The following is a 13,421-nucleotide window of genomic DNA, read 5'->3' as shown; positions in this document are numbered from 1 at the left end:
GTGTTCAATCTAAACACTTTTTATCATGGTAATAAACATAACACTGGCGGAAAACAGCAATCAGCGTTTTGCCGCACATCAATTAGTCAAAGAAACCTATTTACGGAAATTCAGCGTAAATATTGATGAATTACATTACCTGCATCCGGAGCAATTTGACTGTGACACACTCCTCGCCTATTCGGGAGAAAGTAATGAAGTACTGGGAACAATGAGTATTATGTATCCTAATCAAAGCGGCATTTTCCCTTGTGAATCTCTTTTTGGATTTAACCTTTCTCTTTACAATTTCGCAAAAAACAAATACGTTGAAATCGGTCGTTTTGCGACTTCTGAAAAGGCAAAAAGAAATCCTGCTGTAGTGATCTCATTATTTCTTGGCGCTATCAGACATTTACAGATCAGGCAGATTAATGGCTGGACTGCTACTGTAAAAAATGATGTATTTGATTTTCTGAGAAAAATAGCGCTTCCCTTGCATCGAATCGAACAGTTTCCGGTTTTGCGGGAGGAAGACCCCTTAAATACCTACGTCGGTGAGCGGTCAAATCTGCATTTGTTTGATGTAAGCCTTGAGGCAACCGTTTTTTCGTTCCAAAGATTCGAAGGCTACTTAAAAAAGGAGCTTGTAAAAATTCTGTTTTAATCATTTCTCCGACCCCTTTCTCAATACCCCGCAAATGGGGGTATTGAGAAAGATTTTTATTTTTCAGTTTTGTGCTTGCAAACAAAAATAACGCAACGTATATTTAACTTAATGCCAGACCCTTACATGAATCAAGCTATTAAAATACTCATCGCTGAAGATCATCCTGTGGTAGCTGAAGGATATGCAAATCTGCTAAAGGATTCTGCTGACTTTCATACAGTCGGGATTGCCGGTACTGCTCAGGAGGTATATCATTACCTGAAAACTCAGAAAATAGATGTCTTATTACTGGATCTGGTTCTCCCGAATATCAGACTTCATGAATACTCACAACTTGCCGGATATGACATCCTGGATTTCATCAAAACAAATAATATTGATGTGCGTGTAATTGTCCTTTCTTCTCACGAAGAACCCAGTTTTATCGTAAAAGCACAGTCCAAAGGTGCAATGGGTTATTTATCGAAAAAGGTTGACAGATTTGAGATCCGGGAAGCCATCCGAAGGGTTGAGCTGGAAAAAAAGGAATACATTCAGAAACACCTGCTTTCTCAGATTATTGACAATACAAATACAGATGGAATAACTTTAACCCAACGTGAAAGAAGTATTCTGATTTACATTTCAGAGGGTTTAACCAGTAAACAAATAGCCGATAAATTATCACTGGCCAATGATACCATAAGAGATTACAGGGAAGGTCTGATAAAGAAATTCGGAGCTAAAAACTCTGTTAATCTCGTGAAAATTGCTTCAGAAAATGGATATTTGATTCAATTATGATTAGATTCTGCATTATCCTGAACCTGTTTATTTACTTTCTTTCAGGCCTCCCCGCTCAGGCCAATGAAGCGGAACACACCTTATTGAACAGAAATCAGACAAATGACCAATGGATAATGCTGGAAGAAAGCGGCAAAACACTCAGTTATAAGGAAGTTGTCCGGCTCAATAACTGGAAAAGTATTGAAAAATTTCCGATTGTATTTTCCACCAGATCAAATGCAATCTGGCTTCAAAAAACCTTATACAATACTTCTTCTGCTAGGCAGTCTGTCAGAATTATTACTAAAGGAATCGACAGTTTAAATACATTCTGTATCAATCAAAACAATCAGGAAAAAACCTTTGTCACAGGGAAATTTATTCCATTGCTGAACAGATATGTTGCGAGTCAGTTTCTCGTAATTCCGGTTGATTTACCTGCCAAAAGCCAAACCAGAGTTTTCTTAAGGCTTTATAACCAAAGTTATCATCTATCTCTTCCTTATTTACAAATCCTTGATCCTAAAGACAGTATCAGGTTTATTAAAGTTGGCGAAATCGGCTATAATATATATTTTGGCGGACTGCTGTTAATGATTCTTTTCAGTATTATTCTTTTTTTCTTTTTTCAGGAACGTTTATATTTCTTTTATCTGTGCTGTCTGATCTGTTCTTTTATCATGGCAGCCATTTACAACGATTTCTACTATTTAATCATTGACAAAGCTCCGGAGTTTATCAGAAATAAAAACATTTTTGCGGTACTGACCACACTTCTGAATATACTCTATCTTCTTTTTGCGGAACGGTATCTCAATGTAGATACCCGCAAAAGTTCCCGGATTATTAAGTTTAGCAGAGTGATTATGGGGATTTTAATCCTCTTGCTGATAAGTCTGATCAGTCTAAAAAAGGAATTATTTTACTATCGGACTTTATTTTACCCCTTATTCGGGACGAATACACTCGTAATGTATTACCACCTTACACGAAGTATTCAAAAGAAATATTCTCCGTCATGGTATTTTCTGGTGGCTACCACGCCAATTGCTATCGTGAGTTTACTGGAAATAACCTCAGATTTCAATGGTGTTCCGGTTCAGACTATGCACGATTTTTATTACATAGGTACATTTATTGAGATGTTCTTTTTAACCATCGGTATTGTTTATCGCTTCAGAATAGAAAGAACCAATGCACAGATTTTACAACAGGAATTATTCGTAACTGAAATTAAAACGCAGGATCGGGAACGTGAGCGAATCGCAAAGGATTTGCACGATAATATCGGTGCTTCAATTGTGGGAGTTCAGTATCAGCTGCTTGAATTTGCAGAAAAATACTTTTCTAAAAATGAGTCTCCTCCGGATTTTCAGAAAACTATCCTCTCTTTAGAACAAACCTACAAAGATGTCAGAGGTTTATCGCACGACCTGACTCCCCAGATTTTGACTAATATGGGTCTGGTAGAGCAAATCAGAGAAAAGTACGGTTTTAAATCAAAGCCTGTTTTCAAACTTTCAATGCCAGGCGAACCACTTCATTTACCTGCCTTTATTGAGTTAACGCTTTATAAAATCGTCAATGAAGCTGTTTTAAATATCATTAAACACGCCAACGCAACAGAAGTCGGGATTGAGTTAAGCCAGGACCAAAAAACCTTAAAACTAAGGATCGAAGATAACGGAATAGGTTTTAACCTGAATCAGCATAAATACGGAATGGGTCTCAGTAATATCAGGTTCAGAGCAGAGAGTCAATTAAACGGAACCCTGACACTTGAAAGCAGTCCCGGTAACGGAACCATTATTCTGGTTAAAATTTTAATTAAAAATATCTCTAAGAAATCATAAAGTATTGCATCATTTTAAAGGATTTTCTGAATTTCATGAATGAACAGGCACTATATACCGGATTACTGAAGGGCGTATTAATCGGCCGGTTAGCTTATGCTAATCACTTAGCCACTTATTATTCCAACTGGCTTGAAAAGGGGGAGATTGAAGACCGGCTAAAACCGAAAATCTTTGAACAGCTGAAGGCATATTACGGCATTCTTTTGGAAGAAGAAGAAGAAATTGAAATGGAAAAGCTATTTTATCAATCTGAAAAAGAGCAACTTATCACCTTTCTTCAAAACCTTGAAATTGCCTATAACGACAATTTCCTGAATTCCATTTCTAAAAGGCGTAAATTGGTTGAAACGATTTATTCAGATATATCTAACCGGACAAACTTTGTTATCAGCGATGCTGAAATTCATGAAATCAAAAAGGCAGAAAGTACAAACAATGCTTCATTGGCCGGTGAAGTCTGGAAAAAAATCAATAAAACTGACCGGGAAGCAATTGATTTTCTCTGTAAAACTTCCCGCCCTAAAGTCAGCCATTTTGTATTGAATAACTCAGGAAATAAGGCGAATACTGATGAAATCCTGTCGAAATCAACTTTTGAATTTCTAAGAAAACTGGAAAAAATGCCGAAAGATAAAGGATATTATCAATGGCTGCCTGTAAGCATAGGCGATATCCTGAAAACAAGTATTTTTACATACTTTCTGAAAATCTGCATGCGCCGCTGGATCGATATGTTAAGAAGCCGGGAAAAAGAAGTTGCTGTATTTGATGATAAAATACATTACGACGGATTTTACGAAGAATTTGAAACTACTGAGTTTGAAGAGGTAAAACCAAGTCCGGCAATTCTAAAAGCAATCCGGCAATTACCTGAATCCTGTTATAAAATCATTGCAGGAAAATACTTTGGCGGAACCGAAGGTATCGGACTTACTTCTAAGGAGTTATCTCAGGAAATCGGTTATGCGGTGGGTTATATCAATAACAAACACAGAGGCTGTTTAGATGAATTAAGAGAAATATTAAACGCTGATAAATCAAACTGATATGCTGCCAGATAAAGAAACAAGAGATATACAGGCGTATCTGGATGATACACTTCCTCCTCTAAGACGTGAGAAATTTGAGCTACGACTAAAAAATGATCCCGATTTTAAAGCAAGGTTTGATGAAATGAAACCAATCCTGGAAACGATTGAAGACATTCAGCTGGAAAATAATATTAAGGAAATTATTGAAAGATTTGAAGTGGAAGTTGAGCCCGGGATCGTCAATGAACCGGTCAGAAAATTAAGGCCCGATTATTTCAGCATATTCCGTTATGCCTCGGCAGCCTGTGTGATTGCTCTGATTGGTTTTACAACTTATGAAATAAAGCATGAATCTGATATTGCATTAAGCCTTGCTGCGGAGAAATTTGAACAGGAAAGTTATGCGACAAAAGGCGATGTCGGCAACGGTTGTCCTGATGATAAAACTTTAGAAATATTTTATGCCGGAAAGTATGACAGTTTTCTGAAAACAATTCAGAAACAGCCTGAAAGTACCTGCACCGCTTATTTCAAAGGCATGAGTTTTATGGCATTAAACAATACAAATGAAGCCATTGCAATGTTCAAAAAAGCAAAAGAATCTACCAGCATTGATGAAATGTATTATAAGCATAGTGCCGAATGGAATTTATGTCTGGCCTTTTTAAAGAATAATGAGAAGAGAGAGGCCATTGAAATGCTGAATAATATCCTGAAAACACCGGATCATCAATTCGGGATTCAAGCCGGGGATTTATTAAAAACCCTTAAAAAAGAGCTTATTTTTTATAACCTAAGATTCTAGCCTTCAGGAAATTATGAAAAAAATACATTTTGTTTCTTTTTGCTTTTCATTATTGTGCTCCTTTTCCATATTAGCCAATAATGAAAAACGTGCGCTGTTAATCGCTATCGGAAACTATAAAAACAGTTCTTACTGGAAAACCCTTGAAGGTGCCGGTAATGATATGAGATTGATGAAAACCGTACTTCTTGACCAGAATTTTCCGGAAACAAATATAATTTCTCTTTCTAATGAAAACGCTACTAAAATCCGGATCATCTCAGCACTTGAAAATCTGACTAAATCGGCTCAGGAAGGAGACATCATCGTCATCCATTTTTCCGGTCATGGTATTCAAACAGCAGACCTTAATAAAGATGAAAAAGATCATTATGATGAATGTCTTATTCCTTATGACACGCCAGCTAAAACAGCCAGAGATTATACAGATAATGCTTTAATTAAGGATGATATTATCGGACAATGGATCGAAAAATTACGGGCTAAAGTGAAAAAAAATGGTCAGATCCTATTGATTCTGGACGCTTGCCATACCGGTACTGCCAGCAAAGGAGATAATTACGTTTCAGAAGAATCATTAAATTATACTGCTTCTCCCTATCCTGAACCGGCACAAAATACCTCACTTAATTCTTACAGATTAAAATTATTCAAAAATGAAAATTCGGGCAGGTTTGTGTTTATTGCGGCTTCAGCTGACAAACAGGTAAGCCATCAGATTAGTCCTGATCAAAAAGAAATTTTTGGTATTCTGACCTATGGACTATTCAAGGCTTTTCAAAAAATCAGACCCGGAACTTCATACCGGGATTTATTTTATAGTATGATAAGCATTGTCCAAAATAACTTACGGCAAACCCCAAATATTGAAGGAGATATCTCATCGTTGGTTTTTGCCGGGCAAATCCGGAAACCGGGTGAGAAATTCGCTTTTCATAAAACCGGAGAAAAAGAAGTAAAATTATACGCCGGTTTTCTGAATAATGTCAATATCGGAGCAAAATTTGAATTTAAGAAAGATGGTATTTACAGCAGCAATGCGTCTTCAATTATCGCAAAAGGTGTTGTTGAATCCTCTGGTCCTTTTGAAGCCATTGTCAGTATTACCGGAAACATTCCGGATAATACTTCAAATCTCGTTGCCATACAGACAGAGCAGGCATTTGGAGGTCATAAAATTGCCCTGAATATTAAGGACTTTTCTGATAAATCCCTGCAAAGATCACTGGAAGATAATTTTACAAATAAAAATATCATTTCTCTTTCCCACAAAAACCCTGATCTGGTAATACATGAAGAAGGAAATCATGTCCTAATCACCAACGCAACGTCAGGATTAGTCTATTCAAAAATCAGCAAAGATGAGAATACTACCCAAAATGTAATCAATAACGTTCTTGATTTTGGAAGAGCAAAAATTATATCAGCTCTTGAAATCAGCAACCCCGATTTTAAGGCTGATGTTTCTCTCAGACATGCGATAATAAGCAAGGAGAAAGACGGAACTTTTCGTAAAACTTTCACGAAAGATTCTCTAAGCGAAAATTTAGTATTTGACACCTCCCAGCAAGGTTGGTTTACCATCAAAAACACAGGCAAAGAACCCTTCTATTTTGCATTATTAGATATTCAACCTGATGGTATCATCAATGTCCTTTATCCGAATGAAGCCAAAGGATGGAATAAATATAATGTCGAAATACCTAAAGATCAGCAAAAAGAATTTCCTGTCTCGGGGTTCAGTAAACCTTACGGCGTGGAGATGTTTAAGGTCATTATGTCATCAGACTATAATGACTTTGCCTTCCTCAGTTCTTTAAAAAGAAATACCGTCAATTCTTATGATTCCCAAAAAGGCAATGAAAATCCGATAATTGCTCTTTTCAAAGATTTAACAGACGGGACTATGAAAAGGACAAAGGGAAATATTCCCTTTGTTGGCGGAACGGCAGAAATAATTCTAACAATTATTCCGGCGAAAAAATAATTCCTGTTTACCATAAAACCCAATCCACGGCAATGGTTTCACTCCTCGAGGTTGGTCTCTGGGTTTTATTTGATGCTTTTTCTACATTTTCAAAAATAAATTCTTTAAGCTTACTAACCTTCATGGAAGTATTTTTCTTCATAGCTTCCAGCATGTAGTAAGTAAAGAAGCTATGAAGAAGTTCGTTACTTTCATATGCTGATTCCAAGCCTGTGGATGCCGTAAAAATCGTTGATCCGGTATTTTTCGCTACGTTTACAAAAAGGCTCTGCATCAATTCAATGCGGTCTCTCAATCTGATTCCCGGAGATTTATTTTCAGGTGTCTCACCCCCTTTTTCAATCTTTGCTTTTTTCTTCTCAGCTTTTGTAAGTTTAGCTTTTTCAGATAAAGAAATTTTAGTCTGATGAATCATTTCTTCCTTATCTATTTCTCCGCTATGACAGGCATCTATCAATAACAACTTTTTTCGGGCAGGGATACTATCAAGGATATTTTCAAGTTCATCATAAGGTAATCCTTTTTCTTTCGGGTTCCTGAAATCTACCGCGTAGGTTGAAAGATAATAATCCTTTTTGTCATCCAGTAAACCATGCCCGGAGTACGCCATTATCACTTTATCATTTACACCGGTTTTCAGTAATTTTTTCTTCAAAGCTTTTATCTTTTCAATAGTAACATCCCTGTTAATCAGTGTATCAATGATTACATTGTTGTTATATTTCTTCTTCATTTCCTGTGCTAATACCCTTATATCCTTTGCACTATATGCCAGATTATGACTCTTGTCTGCAAATTCATTAATCCCGATTCCGATAAAATGTACCATTTCTTTAGGTTTTACCTCCGGGTTGTAGTTTACCTCGAAAGGCATACGATAGCTTTCAATACCATTTTCATTTCTGACAGAGGTTTCTATCCGGTTTACGCCAAGGGATAAGGTTAGGGTAATCGTGGTATCGAAATCTTTCCTGTTTCTTTTACGAATATCGATACCTCTTAAACCATAGACGGGTACTTCATTTATCCAGACATTAAACTGAACCAGTTTTCTTGTTTTATCCTCTCCTTTTATACGAAGTGTAAGTTTTTCTTTTTTCTGCTCAGGTTGAATGTCATGATTTATAAAATTGGCTTCAGGGAAACTATAATCGTTGTTAAAAACAGTAGTATCTATTTTCAGTTTTCCAATCCTTTTTTCATAAGCTCTGCGATAAGAATTTATCAGGGAAGTATCAGTATTACCGATAGCCTGAAGCACTTTATCCGGACGGTTGTACTTCACGTCCAATTGCTCGAAGGAGATGATTTTCAGATCCTTAGTAACATAATGCAGCTTTTTAACTGCCTCTCTTGATGGCAGGTAATATCCGTCAGGTAAATAATTGAAATAATCCAGGGAATCAATGCTAAAGAAGGTATATTTTAATTTTCCGGTTTCAGCATCCCAGATTTTACAGGTATTATCGACAGAAGCCGTCAGCACTTTTTTATTATCTTTAGAAAAACTTGCCGCTACAACCAGGGCATTATGTCCTCTCAGATCAAATAACATTGTACCTTTCTGAGCATCCCAGATTTTTGCCGTACCATCCAGAGAACCTGTAATCACCTTATCACCATTTGGGGAAAATGCTGCCACAAGCACTTTATCAGTATGACCAACAAGGCTTTTCTGTTCTTTTCCGGAAATGGCATCAAAGATTTTAGAACTGTAATCGTCAGAAGCTGTGACTACCTTTTGTCCGTTAAAGTTAAATTTCGCTGCATTAACAACTTCTTTATGCCCTTTTAATTCCAGCACTTTAGGGTCTTTATCCCAGATTGTTTCCGGTTTGAATTTCCCGAAATCATTTAAATTCCAGATTTTGACTTTATCATTCGCATGAACAGCCAAAATTTTATTTCCGTCATTTGAAAACTCAGGAGAGCTAAAACGGGTCGTAGCAAATTCACTGATTCCTTTTAAATATTTGCCATTGTCGGCATCCAATATAAATAACTGATTCAGGTGTGATTTAAGCAGCAACTTGCCATTTGGTGATAATTGCGGTTTCGCATATATATCATCCTCATACTTCTCCTCATTTCCAAAATGTTTTAATACTTTGCGGCTTTCGCTATCCCATATTTTTATGCTTTTATCAGAATCGGTTATGATCTTTTTATCATCCGAAGAATATTTTGCATAATCAATCTGGCTTTCAGAATCTGCCAGGTCTCCTGCAATCTGCCCTGTTAAGCGGGACCATATTTTAGGATTTCCGTATTGATAGGCAAGAATAATATTCGCATTATCATTCGAAAAGAATGCACTCAGACATGTTGCCAAATGTCCTTTGGTATCCAGGATTATATTGCCTTTTGCTATATCCCAAACCTTTGCGGTAAAATCATAAGAAGAAGTTATGATTTTACTCTCGTCAGAAGAAAATTGAGCAGAAGAAACCAGATTTATATGACCGTCGAAATTCCGCAGCAGTTTATTGGTACTTAAATCCCAGAGTTTGGCCGTGTGGTCAGAAGAGGCCGTTAAAAGTTTTTTGCCACCATCGGCAAATTTCAAGGTCTTTATACTGCCATGATGTCCGGACAATTTCCCCACAAATTTACCATTCAGGCTATTCCAGATCGTTATATCTCCCTCATCATCAGTGGCCAGTATTTTATTTTCAACGGGAAAGAATGCTCCATTTTCAAAGTGGCCGTCTATGTCATAAAGCATCCCGCCATGTTTAGCATCCCATACTCTTATACCATTATAAGAAACCGTTAAAAACTTGAGATTATCCTTCGAGAATTTCGCCATTTTAATATCTGACAAGACAACCTTCAGGTCTAATTTCCTGTTCCCGGTTTCGGTCTCCCAAATTCTTGTTGTGCCGTCTGTAGCTGTTGTAATTACCTTCTTACCATCTGAAGAAAATTCAGCATAATTAGCCTCAAAAGGTTTTAAATATTGTTTTTTCGAATTATAAAGGCTGTCAAACTTCACGATTTTTGGCGCTCCCCTTTTAGCTTCTTTCACGGGAATCTGATAGAGAGAATCTAATGATTTTATCAGCTTATTTGCCTCTTTTCTCCCTTGTGCCGTTTTAGGCATTTCTTTGAGAATTAATCGTTTGGCCTCCTCCAGTTCCTTTTGCATTTCTTTATAATCCTCTAAAGCCTCTTCTTCCTGTTTCTCTTCCGAATCCTCCATCTGATAATTTCCGGAAGCATCTTCAGTTCTAACCTGTTTATAACAAATCAAGCTATATAATAACTTCTTAGTATTGATGTCCCATATTTTGCAGGTCCCATCTGAAGAATTTGTCATAAATTTTCTTCCATCTGGTGAAAATCTAACGGATAAAATATTCAGGTCATGCTCTCTTAATACTTTAAGAAGATTTGCCGTTACAGCATCCCAGATTCTAACAGCACCGCTCCCATCGGCTGTAAAAATCATTTTCCCGTCAGGAGAAAATTCGGCAGAGCTTACACCTTGTTTATGCCCTGATAAAACCGCCAGCAATTTTCCGGTTCTGGTATCCCAAAGTTTTGCAGTATTATCAAGCGAAGCAGTCAGAAACCTTTTACTATCCGGTGAAAACCGGGCTGTATTCACTCTGTCAGTATGCCCGATAGGTAATACCAGCTTTGGCTGTTGAGCCAGCAACTGAACAAAACAAATACAGGATAATAATAAGGCTAAAAATGTTTTCATATTTTAAACACACAATATGTTGACTATCAATTACTTAATATGTTTTTTTATTTTTATTCTGTTTTTTTTCAAAAAATGTGAGTTTCTCCTATTCAGCTACGATAAAGGGTATCATTCAGGAACTTAACAAATCTACCAAATAAAAATATCTGAAATTACCCCTTTTTGCGGGGTTGTGGCAGGTTTGTTAAAAATTGAAATTTGTTCATATTATTAAACCTTTCGTTTCCATGAAAAATATCACAATAATGCTGATTTTCATATCGGTTCTTATACACGCAAAAACTATTTTCTCTCAGTCGGGAGACATTGGTATTGATTTTAAAAAGAAAGGGTATTTAAGGGATATTAATTACAAAACAAATAAAGTACTTATAGATTTTGTGGATGATAAACACATCGTAACAGAAATTTCACAAATGCCTCAAAATGCAGGCATTACAAATTTAAGACCGGGAATGGAGGTATATGCAGAAGGTGAATATTTCAGAAAAACGAAACAATCCTTAATCAAGAAAATCTCTGCAAATAAAGATTATAGCAATAAGGTAAAAATTAAAAAAGGCAGAATTGATGGTATTGAAAACGACTATGCATTTATAGACGGATTTAAAGTAAGGTTAAAAAACGGTACAATTATCAAAGGGACCAATGGCTATGATAAACAGTTTCATGCTTTAAATGAATTGCTTTTGGGAGACCTTGTGGAACTGAAGGGCCAATATAACACGGACGATGGTTTCGTTTATACCAATTCGCTTTCGGTTGAACCTGATATTGACACCGATGACGACCTTGAGGCAAAAAGTTATTTAATGAAGGTTCATGATCTTTTATACGAAGCATGGAAACATAAAGCCCGGAGAAAAAAGTATTACGGATGTCAGTTTGACGGTAATATTATTTCTGATAATGACGCTTTACAGGAATATGTCAATAAAGTCGGATTAAAACTCATTCCGGAACATATAAAATCCAAAATACCATTTGTATTTATTGTAATCAATGATGATAGTTTCAATGCGGGTTGTTACCCTAACGGTCTGTCAGTTGTAAATACCGGATTGTTTAAATATGTAAAAAATGAAGCTCAGCTTGCTGCTGTTTTAGGACATGAAATAGCACATGCAGTTTATGAACATGGAGCAAGAAGAAACAGCGATGTCCGGAACGCACTTAAGAAAAAAGAGTCCCTGAATAAGGCAAATAATATCTATGACATAGTGGGAAATGTTATACCCGGTTCATCAAACAGCCAGTATCCGGTGAACAATGTCAGAATAGAGTCCGGAACTACGAAAAGGCTATTAAAAGACCTGCCGGCTTCCATTATATCAAAGCAATTGTCAAACTATTCTGTTGAAGAAGAATCTCAGGCTGATAGGGTCGGATTATATTTATTAGTGCGGGCTGGTTATGATCCGAGAGAAGCCAGTCTTGTCTGGAAAAATGTATTTAACAAATACGGAAATGGAAAAGCCAAAACGGATTCTTACGTAGATAATACCATAAATGATATTTCAGATATCCGTAATCCGAATACCTCAGGTATTATAAACGCTTCCATAAACAGTATTCTGGCAACAAAAGCAGGCAATAATCTAAAACAAGCCAGACAAACCCATCCATACAATGTAAAAAGATATGAAGACCTGCTCGACAAAACTTACCTGTTCTGGTCTTCTGAGAGCATATTAAAAAACAGCACAAGAGGATTGATTTTCAAATAGCATTTTTCAGAAAGTACGATTTCATAAAACCTAACAGCAGCGATCATGAAAGATCTCAGAGAGTTGGCCGGATTTATATTATCCGTAGCAATAATATGGCATGTATATGCAGCCTTTTCTTCAAAAACTTCAATCTCAGGCCTCTTTAAAGAATCTCCTGAAATCGGATATGTCTGGAGCAACAATGGTGATACGAATCCCCGCTTCTTTTGGGAAAAAACAAAAGCAAAGTGGCAAGCTGGTCTTAATCACCCGCAATACCATGTCGTTTCTTCTGACCGGGAAGGAAGATGGATTCCCGATGCCGGATATAGATTTACCGGAGATGGTGTAAAAGATTTATCTGTACTCTGGCAGGAAAAAGTAAAGCATCCGACGATGAATGCTTATTCTTCAGCTGATGAAGGATACTGGATTCCCGAATTAGGGTACAAATTTGAGGCAAATCAGGAAGGCAAAGCAACAGGTACTATCTGGAATGCAGGAGAACAGTTTAATGATTTGAAAATTACAGCCTCCGGCAGAGTGGGTTATTTTGAAGCTTTCCCGGGATATCTGTTTTCTCATCCTGATAAAAATCTGGACGTCGTTTGGACACCAGGGTTAGCGCATCCAGTGTATCCTGATTCCGTCTCCGGTTCAACTGAAGGAGTATGGGTCAGCAGAGTTTTACCTCAGCAACCAAGCGCAGGAGATCATATTGTAAAAGGGTTTGCTATAGCTGCAATTGCAAATATTATTGAGTGGATTTCAGGAGAAAGCAATCATTATACAAACAGTATGAAGGAAGACGGCGCCAAAGAAGTATTAATCGGAAGCATTCAGGCAATTCAGGAAAACTAAGCCTGAAAAGATTCTTTTATCCGGTATTCTTATTTCAGCATTTCAA

Annotated in this window: 9 protein-coding genes; 8 read left to right on the top strand and 1 reads right to left on the bottom strand. The window is 36.8% G+C overall.

The genetic code is table 11. The annotated features are described in order from the left end of the window. Window positions 1-25 precede the first annotated feature (25 nt). From BM179_RS00905 to BM179_RS00880, 6 genes are all read left to right on the top strand, one after another. Window positions 26-646 carry an N-acyl amino acid synthase FeeM domain-containing protein gene (locus BM179_RS00905; RefSeq protein ID WP_092010743.1) on the top strand — a complete coding sequence of 207 codons (621 nt, stop codon included), beginning with the start codon at window positions 26-28 and terminating at the stop codon, window positions 644-646. 126 nt (window positions 647-772) lie between these two features. Beyond that, the gene (locus BM179_RS00900; protein WP_177219266.1) at window positions 773-1,432 is read left to right on the top strand and encodes a response regulator transcription factor; all 660 of its coding nucleotides are present in this window, start codon (window positions 773-775) and stop codon (window positions 1,430-1,432) included. Next, a complete protein-coding gene (locus tag BM179_RS00895; RefSeq protein WP_092010737.1) occupies window positions 1,429-3,267 on the top strand; it encodes a sensor histidine kinase in 1,839 nt (612 codons plus the stop codon). Before BM179_RS00900 ends, BM179_RS00895 begins: the two co-directional genes overlap by 4 nt. 35 nt (window positions 3,268-3,302) lie before the next feature. Further along, a complete protein-coding gene (locus BM179_RS00890) occupies window positions 3,303-4,316 on the top strand; it encodes an RNA polymerase sigma factor (protein ID WP_092010733.1) in 1,014 nt (337 codons plus the stop codon). A gap of 1 nt (window position 4,317) precedes the next feature. Then, window positions 4,318-5,106, top strand: coding sequence for a hypothetical protein (locus tag BM179_RS00885; RefSeq protein WP_092010730.1), 789 nt, complete (start codon window positions 4,318-4,320; stop codon window positions 5,104-5,106). A 13-nt stretch (window positions 5,107-5,119) separates the two neighbouring features. After that, window positions 5,120-7,093: a caspase family protein gene (locus BM179_RS00880; protein WP_092010726.1), complete on the top strand. Its 1,974-nt coding sequence runs from the start codon at window positions 5,120-5,122 to the stop codon at window positions 7,091-7,093. A gap of 7 nt (window positions 7,094-7,100) precedes the next feature. On the opposite strand, the gene BM179_RS00875 is transcribed toward BM179_RS00880, so the two are convergent. Beyond that, entirely contained in the window at window positions 7,101-10,802 is a 3,702-nt protein-coding gene (locus tag BM179_RS00875; RefSeq protein WP_092010722.1) for a caspase family protein, read from the bottom strand. 230 nt (window positions 10,803-11,032) lie between these two features. Here BM179_RS00875 and BM179_RS00870 point away from each other — a divergent pair, with 230 nt between their 5' ends. Next, window positions 11,033-12,532, top strand: a complete 1,500-nt coding sequence (locus BM179_RS00870) for a M48 family metallopeptidase (RefSeq protein ID WP_092010719.1) — start codon at window positions 11,033-11,035, stop codon at window positions 12,530-12,532. Between the two features lie 45 nt (window positions 12,533-12,577). Further along, window positions 12,578-13,375 carry a hypothetical protein gene (locus BM179_RS00865; protein ID WP_092010716.1) on the top strand — a complete coding sequence of 266 codons (798 nt, stop codon included), beginning with the start codon at window positions 12,578-12,580 and terminating at the stop codon, window positions 13,373-13,375. Window positions 13,376-13,421: the final 46 nt, after the last annotated feature.

The organism is Pseudarcicella hirudinis, assembly GCF_900115665.1.
Lineage (GTDB): Bacteria > Bacteroidota > Bacteroidia > Cytophagales > Spirosomataceae > Pseudarcicella > Pseudarcicella hirudinis.
This window is presented reverse-complemented; position numbering and strand designations above follow the sequence as displayed.